The organism is Streptomyces sp. N50, from assembly GCF_033335955.1.
Lineage (GTDB): Bacteria > Actinomycetota > Actinomycetes > Streptomycetales > Streptomycetaceae > Streptomyces.
Window position 1 is genome coordinate 9047460 of record NZ_CP137549.1, and the last position, 22050, is coordinate 9069509.

Annotated in this window: 17 protein-coding genes; 5 read left to right on the forward strand and 12 right to left on the reverse strand. The window is 70.5% G+C overall.

Annotation, left to right across the window (positions count from 1 at the left end; all coding sequences use genetic code 11):
- Window positions 1–90: 90 nt before the first annotated feature.
- On the reverse strand, window positions 91–474 hold the full coding sequence (locus tag R2B38_RS40145) for a BlaI/MecI/CopY family transcriptional regulator (RefSeq protein WP_318020713.1): 384 nt from the start codon (window positions 472–474) through the stop codon (window positions 91–93).
- A gap of 291 nt (window positions 475–765) precedes the next feature.
- Here R2B38_RS40145 and R2B38_RS40150 point away from each other — a divergent pair, with 291 nt between their 5' ends.
- Window positions 766–981 (forward strand): DUF6243 family protein, encoded by a 216-nt coding sequence (locus R2B38_RS40150; protein WP_318020714.1) that lies wholly within the window; start codon window positions 766–768, stop codon window positions 979–981.
- A gap of 195 nt (window positions 982–1176) precedes the next feature.
- Here the strand turns inward: R2B38_RS40150 and R2B38_RS40155 are convergent, their stop codons facing one another.
- From R2B38_RS40155 to R2B38_RS40165, 3 genes are all read right to left on the reverse strand, one after another.
- Window positions 1177–2769, reverse strand: coding sequence for a peptidoglycan-binding protein (locus tag R2B38_RS40155; RefSeq protein WP_318020715.1), 1593 nt, complete (start codon window positions 2767–2769; stop codon window positions 1177–1179).
- Between the two features lie 297 nt (window positions 2770–3066).
- Window positions 3067–3927, reverse strand: coding sequence for an XRE family transcriptional regulator (locus R2B38_RS40160; protein WP_318020716.1), 861 nt, complete (start codon window positions 3925–3927; stop codon window positions 3067–3069).
- Window positions 3924–4721 carry a peptidoglycan-binding protein gene (locus R2B38_RS40165; RefSeq protein WP_318020717.1) on the reverse strand — a complete coding sequence of 266 codons (798 nt, stop codon included), beginning with the start codon at window positions 4719–4721 and terminating at the stop codon, window positions 3924–3926. Before R2B38_RS40165 ends, R2B38_RS40160 begins: the two co-directional genes overlap by 4 nt.
- A gap of 328 nt (window positions 4722–5049) precedes the next feature.
- On the opposite strand from R2B38_RS40165, the gene R2B38_RS40170 reads away from it, so the two are divergent.
- The 3 genes from R2B38_RS40170 (at window position 5050) to prcB (ending at window position 8417) form a co-directional block, all read left to right on the forward strand.
- Window positions 5050–6531 (forward strand): hypothetical protein, encoded by a 1482-nt coding sequence (locus tag R2B38_RS40170; protein ID WP_318020718.1) that lies wholly within the window; start codon window positions 5050–5052, stop codon window positions 6529–6531.
- On the forward strand, window positions 6528–7490 hold the full coding sequence (locus R2B38_RS40175; RefSeq protein WP_318020719.1) for a YbhN family protein: 963 nt from the start codon (window positions 6528–6530) through the stop codon (window positions 7488–7490). Before R2B38_RS40170 ends, R2B38_RS40175 begins: the two co-directional genes overlap by 4 nt.
- Before the next feature lie 72 nt (window positions 7491–7562).
- Window positions 7563–8417, forward strand: coding sequence for a proteasome subunit beta (prcB, locus tag R2B38_RS40180; RefSeq protein WP_318020720.1), 855 nt, complete (start codon window positions 7563–7565; stop codon window positions 8415–8417).
- Between the two features lie 25 nt (window positions 8418–8442).
- Here prcB and araD read toward each other — a convergent pair whose 3' ends face one another.
- The 8 genes from araD to R2B38_RS40220 all read right to left on the reverse strand — a co-directional run bounded on the left by araD (window position 8443) and on the right by R2B38_RS40220 (window position 19704).
- On the reverse strand, window positions 8443–9162 hold the full coding sequence (araD, locus tag R2B38_RS40185; RefSeq protein ID WP_318020721.1) for an L-ribulose-5-phosphate 4-epimerase AraD: 720 nt from the start codon (window positions 9160–9162) through the stop codon (window positions 8443–8445).
- A 37-nt stretch (window positions 9163–9199) separates the two neighbouring features.
- Window positions 9200–10717, reverse strand: a complete 1518-nt coding sequence (araA, locus tag R2B38_RS40190; RefSeq protein WP_318020722.1) for an L-arabinose isomerase — start codon at window positions 10715–10717, stop codon at window positions 9200–9202.
- A gap of 46 nt (window positions 10718–10763) precedes the next feature.
- Complete coding sequence (araB, locus tag R2B38_RS40195; protein WP_411978532.1) at window positions 10764–12446, reverse strand: ribulokinase; 1683 nt, start codon at window positions 12444–12446, stop codon at window positions 10764–10766.
- Window positions 12447–12575: 129 nt separating this feature from the next.
- On the reverse strand, window positions 12576–15140 hold the full coding sequence (locus R2B38_RS40200; RefSeq protein WP_318020724.1) for a CBM35 domain-containing protein: 2565 nt from the start codon (window positions 15138–15140) through the stop codon (window positions 12576–12578).
- 85 nt (window positions 15141–15225) lie between these two features.
- Window positions 15226–16080, reverse strand: a complete 855-nt coding sequence (locus R2B38_RS40205; protein WP_043662415.1) for a carbohydrate ABC transporter permease — start codon at window positions 16078–16080, stop codon at window positions 15226–15228.
- Window positions 16077–17042: a sugar ABC transporter permease gene (locus R2B38_RS40210; RefSeq protein WP_318020725.1), complete on the reverse strand. Its 966-nt coding sequence runs from the start codon at window positions 17040–17042 to the stop codon at window positions 16077–16079. The genes R2B38_RS40205 and R2B38_RS40210 overlap by 4 nt, the downstream gene beginning before the upstream one ends.
- An 85-nt stretch (window positions 17043–17127) precedes the next feature.
- Complete coding sequence (locus R2B38_RS40215) at window positions 17128–18441, reverse strand: ABC transporter substrate-binding protein (protein WP_318020726.1); 1314 nt, start codon at window positions 18439–18441, stop codon at window positions 17128–17130.
- A gap of 192 nt (window positions 18442–18633) precedes the next feature.
- A complete protein-coding gene (locus R2B38_RS40220) occupies window positions 18634–19704 on the reverse strand; it encodes a LacI family DNA-binding transcriptional regulator (protein WP_318020727.1) in 1071 nt (356 codons plus the stop codon).
- Between the two features lie 169 nt (window positions 19705–19873).
- Between R2B38_RS40220 and R2B38_RS40225 the strand changes: the two genes are divergently transcribed.
- On the forward strand, window positions 19874–21982 hold the full coding sequence (locus R2B38_RS40225; protein WP_318020728.1) for an alpha-galactosidase: 2109 nt from the start codon (window positions 19874–19876) through the stop codon (window positions 21980–21982).
- The last annotated feature ends 68 nt before the right edge of the window (window positions 21983–22050 follow it).

Here is a 22050-nt window from a genome sequence, read left to right on the forward strand (position 1 = left end):
AGGCTGACGCCGCTGTCGTAGAACCCCGCACCGCAGGACGCGGCGCCGGCACGACCTCGCGGGCGGCCGTGCGCCCCTCGTCGAGCCGCCTCATCCCGCACCCCCGGCCAGCAGATCGCGCAGGGCCCTCTCCTCCTCGGGGCTCAGACCGCTCACGAACTGCTGGAGCGCGCCGATCGGATCCGGCCCCCGGTCCAGCGCCTCGTGCATCGCCTCGGCGGTCGCCTCGGCCGCGTTCTTCGCCGGCCGGTAGGAACCGCGCCGCCCGTCCGCGTCACGCAGGACGAGCCCCTTGTCGTAGAGCCGCTTGAGGATCGTGTGCACGGTGTTGTAGGCGAGAGGGCCGTCGATCCGGGCATGGATCTCGGCCGGAGTCATCGGCCGGTCGGTCGCCCACAACGAGGCGAGGACCTCGCTCTCCAGTACACCGGCGCTGCGCCGCTCCGCCCGGACCCGCGGGTCTCTGCCAGCCATGGCGCTCACCTTACAGCGTGTAGGGCGGGGCTTGCCCAGCCTCGGCGCTCTGACCAGGCTCTTCCGTCTGAGCGGGGTCGATTGACGCGCTGGGAGTTGCCTTCCGGCGCCGGGGCGGCGAAAAGGTTGGTGCGCGGGACCGACGGAACCGGGTAACGTCCTTGGCATGTTCTTCCAGACGCCGATTTACGAGTGAGAGCGTGATGGGCCTCTGCTGACGTCTTTCGACGTCGCCGCCCGTCCCCCACCGATGAATCCGTAGATCACTCCACATCACTACCGGGAGAACCCGTGACCGTGAGCAAGAACATCAACAACCCCGTGGGCATGGGCGGCGGCCAGCGCAAGAAGCAGTCCCGCGCCGAGCGCCAGAACCACGGTCCGCACCGCAACCTCGACCGCCAGGGCGCGGCCGACCAGAAGGCGGAGCTGGTGCGCAAGATGCGCGAGAAGGCACGCGCGGCTGAGGACGCCGGGCAGGCGGGCGACACCACCGCACAGAGCTGACGCACCGCCGCCGCGCGGCGGCACCGCACGAGGCAAGGCCCGGACCGCGACGCGCGGTCCGGGCCTCGCTGCTGTATCGGGCACGACCGTTCCTGCTCCCGACCGTGTCCACTTCCTCCGCCGAAGGTGGCGGGTGAGTGCGGGGTGGAGTGACCGTCGAGGTCACTCCGCCCCGCACGCCTCTCACCGGAGGGGTCAGCTGCCGACGAGCATCTGCCAGGTCTGCGGGCCGACTTGGCCGTCGACGCCGAGGCTGTGCGCGGACTGGAAGGCCCGGGCGGCGCTGGTAGTGCCGGAGCCGAAGCTGCCGTCGACGGTGAGGCCGTAGCCGAACTTGTTGAGTTCGACCTGGGCGGCGCGGACTGCGTCGCCGGTGGAGCCCGTCTGTACCTGGACGATCAGTGCGGACCAGGTCTTCGGGCCGATCTCACCATCCACGCTGAGGCCGTGTGCGGACTGGAAGCTCTTGGCCGCGGCGAGCGTGCCGGACCCGAACTGCCCGTCCGCGCTGATCGTGGCACCGTGGTAGCGCAGCAGGTACTGCGCGGCCAGCACGTTGTTCCCGGTGTCGCCGTCGATGACGTTCGGCCAGGGCGGCGCGACGGTGCTGCCGCCCGAGGCGCCGTTCCCGGTACCCGCGAGCATCTGCCAGGTCTGCGGGCCGACCTGGCCGTCCACGCCGAGGCTGTGCGCGGACTGGAAGGCGCGGGCGGCGGTGTCGGTGCCGGAGCCGAAGTTGCCGTCGACGGTGAGGCCGTAGCCGAAGCGGTTCAACTCCACCTGGGCGGCGCGGACTGCGTCGCCGGTGGAGCCCGTCTGTACCTGGACGATCAGTGCGGACCAGGTCTGCGGGCCGATCTGGCCGTCGACGCCGAGGCCGTGTGCGGACTGGAAGCTCTTGGTCGCGGCGAGGGTGTCCGCCCCGAACTGGCCGTCGGCGGTGATCGAGGCGCCGTGGTAGCGCAGGAGGTACTGCGCCGCCTGCACGCTGGGCCCCGTCATGCCGTCGGTGATGTTCGGCCAGGACGGCAGGATGACACCGGTACCGCCGCCGCCCGAGCCGCCCCACTGTCCGATGTCGGCGGCCATCGCCTGGTCGAGGTCCGCGTCGTGCCCGGCGACCGAGATGCCGTTCTGGACCTGACGCAACTGCGCGCGGCTGTCCCAGCTCCCGCCGGACCACGCGTACGTCTGCCAGCCCCAGGTTATTTTCCCGTTGTCGAAGAGTTCCTTGATCACGTGGTAGCCGCCGTACGCGCCGGTCCGGGACCGGCCGATCACCGAGGCGACACCGTCGAAGTAGGAGTTGAGCGCGGAATACATCGAGGGCTGAAGGTCGAAGTCGACGCTGAAGTAGATCGGCCGGGACGACGGCATCCCGTTGGCCAGTGCCTGCCGCTCCGCCTCGGTGGCATGCCCGGCCCCCTGGGAGTAGGGGTCTGAGGGCACGCCGCTCTGCCAGTCCTGCAGTCCGTCGGACTCCCAGTTGGAGACGATGCCCAGATCCGCGGCGGTCAGGGCCTGAGCCTCGGACAGGGTGAGGACCTTCGGGTTCGGCAGCCAGCTGAGGTAACGGCACACGAAGCCGTAGCCCGCCGAGGCGACCGAACCGGCGGTGAGTGACGCGTCGGAGTAGTCGATCCCGTAGCCGGTCGTCGCGGCCGCCGTGGAGGCCGCGGACGCCGACTGGGCGAATCCGATGCCGGTCGCGGTGGCCACCGCTGCGCTGCCGGCGAGGGTCAGCAGTCTGCGGCGGGACAGATGACGGCCGTTGTCGAACAGGTCCATGACACGTTCCAATCCTTGACGTCTGAATGCGGTGAGCAACGTGGGGCCGCTGGGCGACGCGGCATGCGAGTCCTGCCGGAGCCAACTGTCGAGTCCTTGGGCGGTGCCAGTCGGAAGCAGCGCTGCAGGTGATCTTTGGGCCCCGGTCCGGGTCGTGTCCACAGCGGAGCGAGATCTGGTGGGATCGCGGGACGGCACCGGCACTGACCTGCCGGTATCCGCCGTAGCGTGACGGTTGAGCGGGACGGTTCCGGGGCGGCCGCCGCCCTGTTGAGCGGTGTGTTGGTCCGGCTTGCCTCAGTGCGCGGTGAGGCGGTAACAGGTGGCGGCGGTGTGCGAAGACTCCGACAGACACGCGGTCAGGGGAGTGCCGCCACGGTGCAGGCCGAGCAGCGGGGTGTACACGAACGCGTCCAGCTCCTGCGTGTTGTGCACCGCGATGCTCTGTGTCGGCTGCCCGGGCTCGGAGAGCGTGAGCCTGTCGCCGAGGCGCGTGTTCCAGACCCGGGCCCAGACGGCCCGGCACAGCGGGTTGTAGCGGACCTCGAGTCCGGCACCGCTCGGGGTCAGCCGGTGCAGCAGCGTCTGCGGTTCCACCCCGCACAGGTTCACCCCCGGATCGCGGCCGGTGCAGGCGCCGGCCACGCAGCCGACGTGGAAACCGGACGCGCTGGGCCTGGCCGCTCCCGGCGAAGCGGCGTCCTGCGTCCGGACCCGCTGCCAGGCCGTCGTCACGGCGAGGGCCACGCACAGCGCCAGTACGCAGATGACGGCCGGCGCTCCCGGACTCCACCGGCCCCGCCCGCGTCGGCGTGGTCCGGGACCGGCCGCCTCCGCCGCGGGCTGCTGCGGGGGAGCGGTTACCGTCTCCGCCGGGGTTGTTGTCACCGGCGCCTCCCGCACGGCGCCGCGCCCGCTGGCCGCGGCCTCGGCCAGTTCCCACAGCGCCCGTATCCGGGGCGTGGGCTCGTCGGCCAGCCGGCACAGGGCGCGTACGGCGAGCCACGGCGGCAGCGCGGTGCCACCGAGGTAGCGGTGCCAGGAGGATCTGCTGTACGCGGACTTGTCGGCCAGCTCCGTGATGGACAGCGCGGCGCGTTCGCGGAGTGTCCGCAGTTCGGCAGCCAGCAGGACGAACTCCGGGCGGGCCCCGCTCATCCGCGCAGGGCGGCCCAGGTCGGCGGCCCCACCTGTCCGTCCACGTCCAGGTGGTACTTCTTCTGCGCCTGTATCACCGCGGATTCGGTCAGGGGCCCGAAGTTCCCGTCGATGCCGCCGGGGGTGACGCCGGCGCGCTGGAGCAGGCACTGCAGCTCGGCCACCGCCGGTCCCGACATGTCGACGACCAGCCGCAGTGTGCGCGTCGTGCTGTTACCGGCGTACCAGCGCCCGTCCCGTCGGGTGTACGCGCAGGTGAAGGCCGTCGGCGCGGGGACCGCCGCCGTTGTCGTCGTACCGCTGGAACTGCGGGCCGCCGCGACCTGGTTGGGCTGTACGAGCAGCAGGACCATGGCGGCGCCCACGGCCGCCCCGCAGCCGACCAAGCCCAACTGCCGCCACCCGGCGAGGCGGTGACGGGCGCTGCGCACGACGGTGTCCGGACGGTCGTCAACCCCTGCATCAGCCTCGGTTGCCCCGGCCTCGGTCGTCTCGGGCTCGGACGGTGAGGTCGGCCCCGCGGGCCGGGTCCTCCGCGCGTTCACAGCCGCGTCCAGGCGCGCGAGGAGCCGTACCGGATCGGCGCCCACCACCTCCGCCAGGGCCCGTACCGCCGCGGGAGGCGGTAGCGCGCGGCCGCTCAGGTAGCGCTCCCAGGAGGAGGCGCTGTACCCGGTGGCCGAGGCCAGTTCCCTGATCGACAACCCGCTGAAGTCCTTGACCTTACGCAGGTGCGCCACCAGTGCGGCCACCGCCGGGTCGATCCCCGCAGGCAAGGCACGCCACCGCGCCATCCCGCCCCCTTTGAAGACTGCGCCCTCTTCCGGCGCGAAGCATAGCGGCTCGGATCATCCCATCCCGGACCTCTTCCGGCCTCAACTGGCCGATGTCTCCGAGGCGTTGGCCCAGCGGCACGCGCGGAGCGTTCAGCCGGATCAGGCGCGTCGGTTCGGTTTCCCGCTGCTCCGCGACGTGGAGGGCCGTCAGCCGCTTGGCTGAATTACAGGCCGCGGTCCCGCCTGTCGCGCGGTAGTTTGTCCATGTTTTCCCTGGCTCCTGCCTTCAGAATCACAGGCTGTAGGGTGCTGGAAACCCTACAAACTGTAGGGGGAGGGGTGGGCAATGTCCGGCAGCGCGTACGCCACACTCGCCGGGACCCGACGGCTCGGACCGCCGACCGCGTCCCGCCGCTCGGAGTACCCGCTCGCCACGGTCGCGGTGGCCTTCACCCTGGCCCAACTGGTCTTCGTACGCCCCGGGTTGGGCCTCGGCTGGGACGAGACCGTCTACGTAAGCCAGCTCAGCGCGCACGCCCCCGCCGCCTTCTTCAGCGCACCCAGGGCCCGCGGCATCTCGCTCCTGGTCGCCCCCGTCACCTCCTGGTCCTCGTCCACCACTCTCCTCCGCGTCTACCTCGCCGCCCTCTCCGGCCTGGCCCTGTTCCTCGCGCTGCGCACCTGGCGCGGCCTGTTCCCGGTCCGCGTCCTCGCCCTGGCGGGCGCCCTGTTCGCCTCCCTCTGGGTGACCCTCTTCTACGGCCTCCAGGCCATGCCCAACTACTGGGTCGCCGTGGGCGCCCTCGCCGCCGCCGGCTGCTGCCTGCGCGCCCGGGCGGACCGCTCCGACCGGGCCGCGCTGTGGGGCCTGGCGGCGAGCGCGTCCCTGATGGCGTGGATGCGCCCGACGGACGCGGTCTGGGCGACACTGCCGCTGCTGGCACTCCTCCTGGCCGGTCGCCACTGGCGCCTCCTCGTCGCCCTCCTCGCCGGGCTCGCGTCCGGCGCCCTGGAATGGGTGATCGAGGCCTACGTCAGTTACGGCGGCCTGACCCAGCGGCTGCACGACGCCTCGGCCATCGAGGGCGGACTGGGCTGGAACGTCGCGGTGCTCGACCAGCTGCGCAGCCTGGGCGGACGCGCCCTGTGCCGTCCGTGCACGGGGGAGATGCCCAACCCGGCGGTCGACGTGTGGTGGCTCGTGCTGCCCGTGTTCGCCGCCGTCGGCCTCGTCGTCGCGGTCCGCGCCCGGCGCACCACGGCGACCCTCGTCCCGCTCGCCTGCGCCGCCACGGCCGCCTTCCCGTACCTGTTCATGATCGGGTACGCGGCTCCGCGCTTCCTCCTGCCGGCCTACGCGCTGGTGGCGATCCCGGTCGCCGACGCGCTGATCCACCTGGTCACCAGACCGACCGGAGCATGGCGGCGGGTGGCCGTGACCCTGCTCGTGGTGGGGCTCGCCGGGCATCTGGCGGTCCAACTCGCCGTCCTGGAACGGACGGTGAGCCGTACGAACGCCCAGCACCGCGACTGGTCCCGCACCGCCGCCGAACTCCACCGCCTCGGCGTACGCAAGCCCTGTCTGCTCACCGGCCAGGACGCCATCCCGATCGGCTTCTACGCGGGCTGTGCCTCGGCCGCGACCGGGGGCCACAACGCCAACATGTCCCGGACGACCCTCGACCGTACGGCCCGCCGTATGCCCGTCGCCGACATCACACCGGTCGGCAGCCGTCCGCCCGCGTACGCCCGCGACTGGCCCGCCCATCGTTTCGGCGCGCTGGAGCTACGTGTCGCTCCGCGGGCGGAGAAGGGCGGAGGCGGATGACGGCACCGCCCGCCCCCACCCGGACGGCGACCACCACCACCCGCCGTCGCCGGCACACTTACTGGCAGACCGCGTTGACCCTCGCCGTCCTGGTCGCCGTCGTCTGTATGGTGCGGCGGCACTGGCCCGTGCTCGAGAGCGGGGCCGGGCGGCTCGCCGTCGCCGATCAGGGGTGGCTGCTGGTGGCCGGGACCGCCGCCCTCGGGACCTGGGTGTCCTCGGCACTCGCCCAGCAGGGTGCCGTGCCCCAACGGCTGCCCGGCAGAAGGCTGGTGGCCTCGCAGCTCGCCGCGTCCGCCGCCAACCACGTGCTGCCCGCCGGACTCGGCGCCGGTGCCGTCAATCTGCGGTTCCTGATGCGCTGCGGGCTGCCGGTCGGCCGCTCGGCCAGCGCGCTCGCCGTCAAGGCGACCGCGGGCGTGGTCGTCCGGATCGTGCTGATCGGCGTGCTCGCCGCGGTCTGCCCGGGCGTGCTGCGCGTCCCGGACATCTCCGTGGGCGTGGTGGGCGTCGTCCTCGCGGTCGTCGTACTCGTCGCCGTGCTGCTCAACTGCCCACTGTGGCCCCGGTGTCGGAGCGCTCTCGGCACCGTGCTGAGCGACATCCGGGCCGTGCACCTCCGGCCGCACCGGGCGGCCGCCCTGTGGGGCGGCTCGCTGGCCTTCGCCGCGCTGAACTGCCTGGTGCTGATCTGTGTCACCCAGGCCGTCGAACTGCCGCTGTCCCCTGCCCGGGTGGCGCTCCTGTACCTCGCCGCCAGCAGCGCCGCCGCGCTGCTGCCCACGCCGGGCGGCATCGGTTCCCTCGACGCCGCGCTGGGCTTCGCGCTCACCGCCTCGGGGACCACGGCGTCGGCCGCAGCTTCCGTCGTCCTCGGCTACCGGCTGCTCACCGTGTGGCTGCCGTTGATCCCGGGCCTGCTGGTGCTCGGGGTGCTGGTCCGGCGCAAGGCGCTCTGACCTCAACGGCGTTTCCCGGCCGGTCGGTTCAGGTAGGAGTCCGATATCTGTCCGCGGGCGAGGGGGAGTTGGATGGCGGAGCACGAGACGAGCGGCCGGCTGGCGGACGAGTTCTTCACTCCCGGGACCTCGTCCTTCACCGAGTTCCTGGCGACGCACCGGCCCGCGCTGCTGCCGACCCGCCGCCCGTTTCCGGAGGGCGTCCGCGCCGGCGCGGACCAATTCCCGCACGGCACCACGGTGTTGGCCCTCTCCTACCGCGACGGCGTGCTGATCGCCGGCGACCGCAGGGCCACCATGGGCAACGTCATCGCGCAGCGCGACCTGGAGAAGGTGCACCCCGCGGACGACTACACCGCGGTCGCCTTCGCCGGTACGGTCGGCCTCGCCGTCGACATGGTGAAGCTGTACCAGGTCGAGTTGACGCACTTCGAGAAGATCGAGGGCATCCCGATGACCCTCAACGCGAAGGCCACCCGCCTCGCGGGACTGATCCGCCAGAACCTCGGCCAGGCCATGCAGGGCCTCGCCGTCGTACCGCTCCTCGTCGGCTACGACCCCGTAGCCCCTGAAGGAGCCAAGGGCCGTATCTTCACCTTCGACGTCGTCGGCGGCACCTACGAGAAGCCGGACTTCCACGCCGAGGGCTCCGGGTCCCCGTACGCCCGGGGTGCCCTCAAGAAGCTGTTCCACCGGGGAATGTCCCGGCGCGACGCGGCCCTGACCGCGCTCCAGGCCCTGTACGACGCGGCCGACGACGACTCGGCGACCGGCGGCCCCGACATCAACCGCCGTATCTTCCCCATCGTTTCGGTCATCACCGAGGACGGTTTCGAACGCCTCCCGGAGTCGGAGACCGAGGCCCTGACCCGGGAGATGATCGACCACCGCAGCAGCCACCCGGACGGTCCGACTGTCGCGCCCTGAGCGGCACGGGTGGCCGCGGCCTCGGTCAGAGGACGGGGGCCGGGTTGCCGTAGTACGCGTCCGGTCCGTGCTTGCGGGTGTAGTGCCGGGCCAGCAGATGCGGGGGTGGCGGTGCTGGTGGGGACAGGGCCAGCGTGTTGATCGCCATCTGCGCTACGGCCTCGCAGATGATCGCGTGCTCCAGGGACTTGCGGGCCGTCGCGCCCCAGGTGAAGGGGCCGTGATTGGCGACGAGGGCGGCCGGGACCTCGGCCGCCCGCTGGTCGTCGCCTCTCAGCATGTCGACGATCACCCGGCCGGTGTTGTACTCGTAGTCCTTCGCGCACTGGTCGGCCGTGAGGTCCGGGGTGCACGGGACCGGCCCGTTGAAGGTGTCGGCGTGGGTGGTGCCCAGGACCGGTATGTCACGGCGGGCCTGCGCGAAGGCCACCGCGTGGGTGGAGTGGGTGTGGGTGACGCCGCCGATGGACGGGAACGCCAGGTAGAGGCAGCGGTGGGTCTCCGTGTCGGTGGAGGGGCGGAGGTCTCCGTCGACCACCTTGCCGTCGGACAGCCGGACGGTCACCAGATCGTCGAGGGCGAGATCCTCGTAGGGAACGCCCGACGGCTTGATGACGAACACCCCCGCCTCGCGGTCGACGCCGCTCACATTGCCCCAGGTCAGCGTCGCCAGACCGACCTGGGGGATGGTCAGGTTGGCGTCCAGTACCTCTTGCCGCAGGCCGTCACGGACTCGCGCGGTCATCGGTGTTCTCCTTGCGCGTGGATCAGGATCATGGGGGTCAGAGGGCCTGGGCGAGCCGGTGATAGGCGGCGTTCCAGCGGATCTCCTTGGTGAACTGCCCGGTGCTGGTGGTCTCGTCGATGGTCAGCAGCTCTACGCCGGCCATCGCGGCGTAGTCCGTCAGCGTCTCGGTGTCGACGGCCGAGCTGAGCACGGTGTGGTGCGGGGCGCCGGCCAGCAGCCAGCTCTCCGCGGACTCCGCGAGCGAGGGGCGCGGCTTCCAGACCGCCCTCGCCACCGGCAGCCGGCGCAGGGGCTCGCTCGGGGTGACGACGTCGACCGTGTTCGCGGTCAGCCGGAAGCGGTCGCCGAGATCGGACAGGCCGACGACCACGGCGGGGCCGGGGGCCGCGTTGAAGACGAGGCGGACCGGGTCCTCGCGGTCGCCGATGGACAGGGGGTGGATCTCGCAGCTCGGGCGCTCGGCGGCCACCGAGGGGCAGACCTCCAGCATGTGGGCGCCGAGGATGCGCGGGGTGCCGGGGCCCAGGTGGTAGGTGTAGTCCTCCATGAAGCTGGTGCCGCCGGGCTGACCCGCGCCCATGACCTTCATCGTGCGCAGCAGCGCCGAGGTCTTCCAGTCGCCCTCGCCGCCGAAGCCGTAGCCGTCGGCCATCAGGCGCTGGACGGCGAGACCGGGCAACTGCCGTAGTCCGCCCAGGTCTTCGAAGTTCGTGGTGAACGCGGTGAAGCCGCCCTCGGTGAGGAAGGTGCGCAGGCCGATCTCCTGACGGGCCGCGTACAGGAGCGAGTCGTGGCGGATGCCGCCGGGACGCAGCGCGGGGGCCACGTCGTACAACTCGACGTATTCGGCGGCGAGTTCGGCGGCCTCCTTGTCCTCGACCTCGTCCACGACGGCCACCAGGTCGTTGACGGCGTAGGTGTTCACCGAGTAGCCGAACCGCAGTTGGGCCTCGACCTTGTCGCCCTCGGTCACGGCGACATCGCGCATGTTGTCGCCGAAGCGGGCCAGCTTCAGGGTGCGTGAGGCGTGGCGGCCGACGGCGGCACGGGCCCAGGCTGCCACGCGCCGCACGACCCTCGGGTCGGTCGCGTGACCGGCGACGATCTTGCGGTCGATGCCGAGCCGGGACTCGATGTGCCCGAACTCCCGGTCGCCGTGGGCGGCCTGGTTGAGGTTCATGAAGTCCATGTCGATGCTGGGCCAGGGCAGCGACAGGTTGTACTGGGTGTGCAGGTGCAGCAACGGCCGGTCCAGGGCGCTGAGTCCGGCGATCCACATCTTGGCCGGGGAGAAGGTGTGCATCCACACGATCACGCCCACGCAGGTGTCGGAGGCGCTCGCCTCCTGGCACAGCCGGCGGATCGCGTCGGCGTCGGTGAGGACCGGCTTCCACACGATCCTGACCGGGATCTTCCCCGGGCCGCCGAGGATCTCGGAGATGCTCCGGGACTGCTCGGCGACCTGGTGCAGGATGTCGTCGCCGTACAGGCCCTGGCTGCCGGTGAGAAACCAGATCTCCTGGTCGGGGTAGGGAGAGGCTGTGGTGTCCATGAGGGTTCCTTTCAAAGGGAGTTGACCACCGAGCGGCGAGCGCGGCTCAGGCGGAGGCCTCGGCGCGGAGGTGGCGCAGACGGTGCATGACCTCGTTGGCACCGCGCCCGAAGTAGTCGTGCAGGAGCCGGTACTCGGCGTACAGCCGGTCGTACGCGGCGGCCCGCTCAGGGTCCGGCTGGTACACGGCCGGGCGGGCCTTGGCCATCGCGTGGGCGGCGGCCCGGATGTCCGGGTACGCCCCGGCCGCGACCGCCGCGTGCATCGCCGCGCCGAGCGCCGGGCCCTGCGCCGAGTCGATGACGCCGAGGGGGAGCCGGGTGACGTCGGCGTAGATCTGCATGAGCAGCGGGTTCTTCATCAGGCCGCCCGCGATGATGAGTTCGCGGACCGGGACGCCGGACGTCTCGAACGCCTCGATGATGGTGCGGGTGCCGAAGGCGGTGGCCTCCAGCAGGGCGCGGTAGATCTCCTCGGGGCGGGTGGACAGGGTCAGGCCCACCAGGACGCCGCTCAGGTCATGGTCGACGAGCACGCTGCGGTTGCCGCTCTGCCAGTCCAAGGCGATCAACCCGTGCTCGCCCACCCGCTGTTGGGCGGCCAGGGCGGTGAGGTGCTCGTGGGGGTCACGGCCGAGCGCGGCGGCCTCCTCGGCGTACGACGCCGGGAACCCGTTGCGCACGAACCAGCCGAAGATGTCGCCGACGCCGCTCTGCCCGGCCTCGTATCCCCACAGTCCCGGGAGGATTCCGCCCTCGACCACCCCGCACATACCGGGGACTTCGGCCCACTGGTCGCTGCTCATCACATGGCAGGTGGAGGTGCCCATGATGGCGACCATGCGGCCGGGTTCGACGGCGGTGGCCGCAGGTGCCGTCACGTGTGCGTCGATGTTGCCGACGCACACGGCGATGCCTTCGGGCAGGCCCGTCCACGCCGCCGCCTCCGCCGTCAACCCGCCCGCAAAGTCGCCGAGTTGGCCGATCGGCTGGTCCAGCTTGTCGATGACGAAGCCGGCGAAAGCGGGGTTGAGTGCGGCCAGGTAGTCAGAGGAGGGGTAACTGCCGTCCTGGAGCTGGCCCTTGTACCCGGCGGTGCAGGCGTTGCGGACGTAAGTGCCGCTGAGCCGCCAGACGATCCAGTCGGCGGCCTCGATCCAGCGCTCGGTCAACTCGTAGAGTTCCGGGTCCTCTTCGAGCAGTTGGAGGGCCTTGGCGAACTCCCACTCCGAGGAGATCTTGCCGCCGTACCGCTGGAGCCAGGGCTCCTTGCGGGCGTCGGCCAGGGCGGTGATGCGGTCGGCCTGGGCCTGGGCGGCGTGGTGGCGCCAGAGTTTGACGTAGGCGTGCGGGCGGCTTGTGAGGTCGGGGAGTTCGCACAGGGGGGTGCCGTCGGCGAGGACCGGCAGGACCGTGCACGCGGTGAAGTCCGTGCCGATGCCGACGACTTGGTCGGGGCGCACGCCTGAGCGGGCCAGTGCCTCGGGGACGGCGATGCGCAGGACGTCGATGTAGTCGGAGGGCACCTGGAGCGCCCAGTCGGGCGGCAGCGGGGTGCCGTCGGGGAGGGTCCGGTCGAGGACGGCGTGGGTGTACGGGTGCTCGGCGGCGGCCAGTTCGGCGCCGTCGGCGACCCGGACCACCACGGCCCGTCCGGACAGCGTCCCGTAGTCGACTCCGATGACGTAGGTGTCGGGATGGGTGTGTTCGCTGTTCTCGGCGTTCACCACCGGGCCGCCCTTCTGTTCGATATGCCAGTCGTTGTTCGAGGTGTCGAATGTGGTGCAGGGTAAATCTCTGGGATGGAACCCCCGGCCGGGGCCCGGCGCAAGTACCCGGGCCCCGACCGGAGTTGACGGTCAGCCGGAGACCGGCGCGACCGTGATGCGGTCGATGTTGGGTGCGTAGGCGCTCGCGTTGGCGAAGCTGATGGTGTTGGTGCCGGCCGTCAGGGTGACCGGGACGGGCAGGTCCCAGTAGCTGGACCAGCTGTAGTTGTTGCGGAACATGACCGTCTGCGCGGTACCGCCGTTGACGGAGATCTGGGCCGCCCGGGAGACGACGTTGGTGTTGTAGTTCCCGGAGCCGGAGACCTGGTCGTTGGCGTAGCGGACGTTCATGACGTACCGCCCGGCGCTGGCCGCCGTCACCTGGAAGGTGAGCGTGTTGGCCGAGCCGTTGCCGACATAGCCGACGTACTTGCTGCCCGAGGCCCAGCTGTCCGAGGTGGCGACGGCGGTTCCCGCGAGGGTCGCGCTCTCGGCCTCGTAGGCGGAGACGCCGGTGGTGTCACCGCTCGCGGCCACCCGCAGATCGCGCAGGGTCAGCGTGGTGGAGCCCGAAGTGGCCGCCGTGATGCGGTTGTTGCCCGCCGACAGATACAGCCGGGAGCTCTTGTCGGTCAGCGTGCCGCTCGTGGAGGCCAGCGTGACGGCGGTCGCGCCGTCCAGGGTGAGCGTGCCGGACCCGTTGGAGGAGTAGTCGGTGTGCACGGTGTAGTAGCCGTCGGTCGGCGCGTACACGTCGAAGGCGGCCGAGGTGCCCGAGGTCAGGGCCAGCGCACCGGCGCCGGTCGTTCCGGAGGCGGTGTAGTTGTACGTCGGCGAGCCGGTGATGTCGGCGTACGTGGCCGGGTAGGACGTGTCCGCCGTGGAAGCGGCCGTGAGGTCGATCTTGTCGAGGGTGACCTCGTTCGTGCCCTTGGCCAGGGAGATCGTGTGCGTGCCCGCCGTCAGGGAGACCGAGGCGCTCGCCGTGGAGCGGTAGGTCCAGTTCAGGGTCGGTGTGTAGGTGACCGTCTGGGCGGAGCCGCCGTCGACGGTGAGGGTCTGGGTCGCCGGGCCGCCGGACTGGTTGCCGTAGAAGACGTTCAGGTTGTACGTGCCCGTGGTCGGGGCGGTGACCGTGAAGGCGACCTTGCTGTCCGACTGGTTGAGGCTGCCGACGTCCTTCGTGCCCGAAGTGGCGTACCCGTAGGCGTTGGTGACGCTGCCCTGGGTGTAGACGGTGCCGTCGGTGATGGTCGCGTTCTCGGCCTCGTAGGACGACGTCGACGGGGTGCTCGCGGCGGTGGGCGTGCCGGTGCCGGCCGGGTTGACGACGATGCGGTAGGCCGACATCGGGTCGAGGTTCGTCAGCGGCACGGTGATGCTGCCGTCAGAAGCGACCGTGTAGGTGCTGCGCGCCAGCACGGTCGGCGCGGGGCCCGCACCCTCGTAGCCGCTCCAAGCGGTGCGCTCCACCGAGACGTTGACGGCGGAGCCGAACGACGACGGTATGTTCTTGACGACCGTGTTCGCCGAGCCGGAGGTGCCGCCGCCGAGGAGCACCTGGGCCTGCTTGCGGCCGGTGTCGAGGGACGCGATGGCCTGGAGCGTGTCGGTGACGTTGGCCTGCGGCGGGGTCACCTTGGCGGTCTGGCCGGTGAGGCCAGCGTACCAACGCAGCAGCCACCAGTCGCCGTTGGGGATGTTGGTCTGGCTGACGTTGCCGTCGAGGTTCCCCGCGATGTCCCAGTACGCCTGGTCGGCGTAGACCTTGTTCCGCTCGAACATCGACATCCACTGGATCATCTGACCCGGCACGGAGAGGTCGCGGCGGTCGCCGTACTCGTTGATGTTGACCGGGCGGGGGCTGATGCCCGCGTTGGTCTCGATGGTGCGGTACGCGGCGAGGTTGCCCTCGAAGTTGGAGAGGGAGGTCGGGTCCAGCTCGTGCCAAGTGGTCATGTCCGGAAGGACGTTGTTGGCCTTGGCCCACGGGTAGAAGTCGCCCATGAGACGGGCGTCGTAGTGCGTCTCGTTCGGGCCGGCGATCCGCGCGTTCGGGATGATCGAGCGGATCTTGTTGTAGACCGTCGTCCAGTCGCTCTCGAAGCTCGCGAGCGCGCTCTGGTACGTGGCGGTGGTCGAACTGCCCAGCCCCGTATACCAGTTGCCGTCCGGCTCGTTGAACGGCACCCACACGAACGTGCTCGCGTCGGAGCGGGCCGCGACCTTGGTGACCATCGTGGTGACCTTGGTGAGGTAGTCGCTCAGTCCGAGGTTCTCGTACGGCCAGGAGGCGTAGATGTCCTGCATGTAGATGAGGTTGTCGCCGCCGCCACCGCGGGCGAACTCCGGCTGGACGACCAGCGCGTCACCGTTCGGGTGCTGGGTGCCGTCGGGTGCCTTCTGGGCAATCGACGTCATGTGCAGGGGAGTTACCAGGTTGTCGCCGGGGACTCCGTCGTCGCTGAGGCCGTACAGGGCGCCGTTGGCTCCGTGCATGACCGCGCCGGTGGTGGTGCCGAGGTCGACGCTCAGGGTCGGGGTGGCCGCCTGTGCGGCGGGGACGGTCAGGGCCGTGCCCAGGAGGGCGGCGGTCACCGCGGTCACGCCCATCAGGGCGCGAACGGAACGGGATCTACGGGGTGTTCGAGGCATGGCTGTCCTCCTCCTCCCGCGGCGTTGCGGGAGGCTGTCGGGTACTTCGGGGGACCGGGGCGGCTCAACTCGCCTAACCCCGGGGCTACTTGACGGCGCCGCTCGTGATGCCGGAGACGATGCGGCGCTGCGCTATGACGAAGACGAGGACCATGGGGAGGCTCATCATCACGACGTAGGCGAAGATCAGGTGCCAGTTGTTGAGGTACAGCTGGGCGTTGGCGACCTGGTAGAGGTTGAGCGGCAGGGTGGCCTTGTCGCCGCCGCCGAGGACGAAGAAGGCGTAGAAGATGTCGCTCCAGGCGTAGAGCATCACCATGATCGTCGCGGTGGCGATGACCGGGCGCAGGAGCGGCAGGATGATGCGGAAGAAGACCCGGACCGGGCCCGCGCCGTCCATGCGGGCGGCCTCCTCCAGTTCCTCGGGGAGGGCGCGGATGAACCCGGTCATGAAAAAGATCGAGGTGGACAGGTACATCCCGGCGTAGACACCGATCATGCCGGGACGGGTGCCGGCCAGGCCGAGTTGGCGTAGCTCCATGACGATGGTGATCACGGCGGGCGGGAGCAGGAGTCCGCTGATGCTCAGCGCGTACAGGGTGTTGACCAGGCGGCCCTTGCGGCGGGCGAACACCCAGGCGGCGCCCGCTCCGAGGAGCAGCACGAGGACGACGGACGGGGCGACGACCAGGAGGCTGTTGACGAAGCCCTGGACGATCTTGCCCTCGTCGAAGCTCTGCTTGTAGTTCGCGGCGGCCTGGACGTGGTGGGGAAGCGAGAGGTTGGGCTTGATCGCCTCGGCCTGCGGCTTGAAGGAGGTGACCGCGACCAGCCAGAGCGGGATGCCGATGGTGACACCGGCGACGATCAGGACGACGAGCGGCTGGACCCAGCGCAGCGGGCGCCGGTGTGCGGGGGCGAACGCGGTAACGGTGGTCACTGGTTGTTCTCCCTGCGGCGCAGGCCGACGATGACGGGCACGGCGAGGACGACGACGATGAGGAAGAGCACCAGGCTCATCGCGGACGCCTGCGCGTACAGGCCCTGGCCGAAGATGCGGAACATGTAGATGTTGAAGACCTCGGTCTCGCTGCCGGGACCGCCTCCGGTGGTCGCCTGCACGATGTCGAAGGTGTTCATCGAGCCGATCAGCGCGGTCGTCACATTGAACGTGACGGCGGGCGCGAGCAGCGGGAACCGCACCGACCAGAAGGTGCGCCACCAGCCGGCCCCGTCGATCCGGGCCGCCTCCAGCACGTCACCCGGCATGCTCTTCAGGCCCGCCAGATAGATCAGCATGGCCAGGCCCATCCACTTCCAGCCGTGGATGAGGGTCACCACGACCAGCGTCCAGGTGGTGGAGCCGAGCCAGGGGGTGTCGACATGGTGTCCGGCGAGCGAGGACAGCACGCTGTTGAGCGCGCCGTCCTGGGCGAGCAGGGCGCGGAAGATGTAGCCGACGGCGAGCGCGGAGATCAGGACCGGGAGGAAGAAGACCGCGCGGAAGAAGCGGTTGAAGCGGGTGTCGCGCTCCAGCAGCAGGGCCAGCGCGAGCCCGAAGCCGTTCTGGAAGACGGCCACGAGGACCGCGTACTCGAGCGTGATGCGGATGTCACGGGCCATCGACCCGTCGTGCAGGATGGTGCTGAAGTTCGACAGTCCCACGAAGCCGATCTGCGAGTGGAACGCCGACCAGTCGGTGAACGGGTAGACGAAGTTCAGCAGGTTCGGCAGCAGGAAGAACACGCCGAACACGGCGAGCGCGGGCAGCGCGAACCACCACGGCTGGTTGGCCTTGCCGCGGAGCCGGTCGCGCCGGGACGGCCGGACCTGGGCCTCGTCCTGTTCCCGGCTCTTCGCGCGCGTGGCGTCGAGAGCGTCCATCGTGGCGGTGTCCACCACTTTCTTACCTCCGGTACGGGCCCCGGGCACACCGCCGACGGGCGGCCCGGGGGGTCGGGCTGGCGAAGAGGCGCCGGTCAGTGGGTCAGAAACCGGTGACGCCGCGCGCCTTGAGGACCTGCTTGAACTGGTCCTCGGCAGCCTGGGCGACCTGGAGCGGGGTCTTCTTGCCGTAGATCATGTCGGCGAGCGCGAGGTGCATGTCCGGGGCGGTCAGCGCCTTGACCTGGAAGACGCCCGACGCGCTGGACAGGGCCTTGGCCTGGGCGATCGCGGTCTGCGGCAGGCCGTCGGGGTTGGCCACCGAAGGCTCCACGGACACGAGCTTGTTGGCCTTGATGTAGGCCGGGTAGTCCGGGCCGAGCCAGAAGGACATGAACTGCCGGGCCGCGTTCTGCCGCTTGGTGTCACCGGTGTTGAAGGCGACGACGCCGTTCGTCTGGTCCGGCGAGTACTCGGCCTTCGCCGAACTGTTGGCGATGGGGAACCAGCCGAGCTTCTTGTCGATGTCCGCCGTGCTGGCGGTGGCCTGGATCTCGGACTGGAGCGCGGTGACGTTGACGGCCATCGCGGCGCTGCCGTCCATGATCGCCTTGCCCTGATCGACGAACGTGGCCGTCTTGTAGTTCTTCTGCGCCAGACCGCCGTCGAGGACCTTCGTCTTGTACTTGGTGATCGCGTCGACGATGGTCTTGTTGGTCCAACTGTCCTTGTTCTTGTTGAGGTTGTCCCAGAAGGACTGCGGCAGATCCGTCATCTGGGCCTGCACCTGCCACTGCAGCGGCCACTTGTCGCCGCCGACCTCGAAGAACGGCGCGACGCCCGGGACCTTCGCCTTGACCTTCGCGGCGTCGGCGAGCAACTCGTCGTAGCTGGCCGGCATGGTGGTGATGCCGGCCTTCGCGAAGACGTCCTTGTTGTAGTAGACGCCGAGTACGGCGGGGCTGGTGACGATGGCCGCGTAGCGGTGGCCGTCGACCTGGCCGAGGGTCTTCTCCGTGGTGCCGAGCTTGGAGACCCAGCCCTCGTTGTCGAGAGTCAGCAGGTTCTTGGCCGGCTGCACGAACGGCAGGGTGCTGCCCGTGGGCTGCCAGAACATCAGGTCCGGCTTGACGCCCGAGGCGAGCTTGGTCGGGACGTTCGACTCGTACGGGTCCGGTATGACCTCGGTGTTGATCTTGGCGCCGGTGGCCTTCTCGAACGCCTCGATGGCCTGCTTGGGCTCCGAGACGCTGTTCTGGGCGACCCACATGGTGAGGCTGACGCCCTTGAGGGAGGCGGTCGGATTGACCGAGCCCTCGGGTGCGGCGGTCGTGGCGCCACCGGTGCTGTCACTGCACGCGGTGGCGGTCAGCCCGAGGACACAGGCGGTGGCAAGGACGGAGACGGCTCTTCTCATGGCGGATCCTTGTTCGTACGCGGAAGGGAGGCGGGGCGGTGCGGAGGTAAGGCGAGGCCTGTGGGGAGGTAGGGCGAGGCCTGTGGGGAAGGCGGCTGACGGGTACGGCGAGCGCGGGCAGGGGTGGATGGATCGGTTACGGCGAGCACGGCGGACGTGACGGACAGGGCGCTGACGGACGCCCGGCCCGGTTCACGCGTCCCGCGGCCCCGAGCTCTCCCGGAGGATGAGGGTGGGTTCGGCCGGTACCGGCGCCAATTCCTGCTGATCGGCGTCGAGTTGGGCGCGCAGCAGTCCGAACGCGGCGCGGCCGAGACCGTGGAAGTCCATCCGTACGGTGGTGAGGGACGGGGTGACGAAAGCGGAGTGCGGGGCGTCGTCGAAGCCGATGACGCTGATGTCCTCCGGGACCCGCCGACCCGCGTGGTGCAGGGCGCGCAGTACGCCGAGTGCCAGGTCGTCGTTGCCGCACAGGATCGCGGTGACGTCCTTGTCCCGGGCGAGCTTCTTCCCGGCCTCGTAACCGGCCTGGGCGTCCCAGCCCTTGCCGGACGGCGGGGGCGGGGTGACGCCGGCCGCTTCCAGTGCCTGGCGCCAGCCCTCGGCGCGGGGGCCCGCCAGGCGCCGGGTTCCGGTCGAGGCGGGGATGGCGACATAGTGCACGTTCGCGTGCCCCAGCGACAGCAGGTGTTCGGTGGCGGCACGGGCCGCCTCGCGGTCGTCGGCCCACACCGCCGGACGGCCGGGTGTCCGGCCCGGCGGCGGCGCCTCCACCAGCGCCGCGCACGGGACATGTGCCGGTACGCGGTCCAGGGCGGCGGCGCCGATCCGGTCGTAGCCGATGACCACCAGGCCGCCACCGGTGTCGGCGGCCGAGGCGATCGTCCGGTCCAGGTCGTCCTCCGGGGTCACCACCCGCACACCGAGCGCGTATCCGGCGGCGCGGGACGCCTCCTCCAGGCCCTGCAGGGTGGCCGCATAGCCGTAGAGGACGGTGTTCGAGGTGATGACCGTGACCGATCGGGTGACCCCGCTGGCGAGGGCGAACGCGGTGGCGTTGCGCCGGAAGCCGAGGGTCTGGATAGCCGCGTCGACGCGCTTGCGGGTCTCCTCCTTGACGTTCGGGTGGCCGTTGATGACCCGCGAGACCGTCTGGTAGGAGACGCCTGCGGCAGCCGCGACGTCGCGGATACTGGCGGCTTTCTGCGGCCCCTGAGGGGGGTCGCCGTGGCCGCCGGAGCTTGTGTGACCGGTCACATCCATGCGAGGATTGTGAGCGGTCACAACGTGGGCGTCAAGAGACCGTAACTGGGGATTTACCTTTCGAACACGCCGGCCAGGGCGGGGAGATCGCGCCCACCGGCTGAGAAGCCCCAGTTCAGCGCCTGTACGAGAGCCGCAGGACCGAACTGTCCCAGAAGGGGAAATTGTGTTGACCGGTGTCGTCGAAACAGCCGAGAGGTCCCGTATCTGGTCGCACCCGGAGCTCGGGTTGCACGCCGTCCTGGACGCCAACGGGTCGGTGAGACTGGGGAGTTCAGGCCAGGACTGGGACCGCCTCGTTCCCCTTGTCGAGGTCACCGCGACCGGTCACGGGCGCCTGTGGTCGGGCGAGCGCTTCATCGAGACGGCCATCGGCGAGCGCCTGGCCTACCGCGACCACGAGACGCGGACACTGCGGGACGGCGGCCTGGAGCGTACGACGATCCGGCTCGCTGACCCGGTGACCGGCCTGGCCGCCGAGGTCACCCTGGAGGCGGGCCCCGGCGCGTCCTTCCTGCGCTCGCGGGTACGGCTGGTCAACGAGGGTGCCGAGCCGCTGCGGTTGGAGAGCGTGACGACCCTGACCCTCGGCGGGATCACCTCCTCCGACACTGAGGACGGCCTCTGCGGGCTGACCCTGCACTGGGCGGACAACGACTGGCTCGCCGAATGCCGTTGGCACCGGGCCGAACTCCGCGACGAGGTAGTGCCGTTGAGCCGGTTCGCCCACGGGCGTGAGGGACGCGGCTGCTTCGAGCGCTCTTCGCAAGGGAGTTGGTCCACCGGCCGGCACCTCCCGGTCGCCGCCCTCACCGACCCGGAGGGCAATGCCTGGCTGTGGCAGATCGAGTCCAGCGCGGGCTGGCGCTACGAGACCGGTGAACGCGAGGGCGCGGCCTACATCGCCCTGTTCGGCCCCGACGACGCCCACCACCAGTGGCACCAACTCCTCTTCCCCGGTGAGGAGTTCACCACCGTTCCGGGCGTCCTCGTTCGTGCGGAGAGCGGCGGCCTGGACGCCGCCTTCGGCACCCTCACGGACTACCGCCGGGGGATCCGCCGCGACCACCCCGACCACCACACGCTCCCGGTGATCTTCAACGACTACATGAACACCCTGAACGGTGACCCCACCACCGAACGGCTCCTGCCGCTCGTCGAGGCGGCGGCGGACGCGGGCGCCGAGGTCTTCGTCATCGACGCGGGCTGGTACGACGACGACGCCCAGGGCTGGTGGGACTCCGTCGGCGCGTGGGAGCCCGCGCCCAACCGTTTCCCGGGCGGCATACAGGAAGTCCTCGACGCCATCACGAAGCGCGGGATGACCCCGGGCCTCTGGCTCGAACCCGAAGTCGTGGGCGTACGCAGCCCGTTGGCCCGGACCCTGCCCCCCGAGGCGTTCTTCCGGCGCGGCGGTCTGCGCGTCACGGAACACGGACGGCACCACCTCGACCTGCGCCACCCGGCCGCCCGCGCGCATCTCGACGAGGTCGTGGACCGGCTGGTGGGGGAGTGGGGCGTCGGCTATCTGAAGCTCGACTACAACATCAACATCGGCCCCGGCACGGAGAACGGGACCGAGAGCCCGGGCGCCGGACTGCTCGGGCACCACCGCGCCCACCTCGACTGGATGGCCGGGCTCCTCGACCGTCATCCCCACCTCGTCCTGGAGAACTGCGGATCGGGCGGTCTGCGCATGGACTACGCCCAACTGGCCGTCGCCCAGCTCCAGTCCACCAGCGACCAGCAGGACCCGCTGCGCTATCCGCCCATCACCGCGGCGGCCGCCACCGCCGCCACACCCGAACAGGCCGCGGTGTGGGCGTACCCCCAGCCGGACCAGACCCTCGACGAGATCGCCTTCACCCTCACCGGCCCGCTGCTCAGCCGTATCCACCTCTCCGGCTTCATCAACCTCATGAACGACGAGCAGTTCGACCTGGTCCGCTCGGCGGTCTCCGTCTACAAGGAGGTCCGGGAGGAGATCGGCACGGGGCATCCGTTCTGGCCGCTGAGGCTTCCCGGGTGGGAGGACGGATGGATCGCGCACGGGCTGCGGGGGGCTGACTCGACGTATGTGATGGTCTGGCGGCGGCAGTCGGACGACACCGGCCGCACGCTCACGGTCCCGCATCTGCGCGGTGCCGCTGCCCGCGCGACCGTGCTGTATCCGGGGACCTCGGACGCAGGCGCCGAATGGGACCCGGCCGAGGGGCAGTTGACGGTGGCGCTGCCTCGTGCGAACACCGCGGTGCTCGTCCGGCTGAGCGCCGGCTGAGTCGTACGGCCGGTGGAGTCCTCCCGTCCGGTGGGCCGGGGGACTCCAGCGCCGTCGTTGCACGGCTG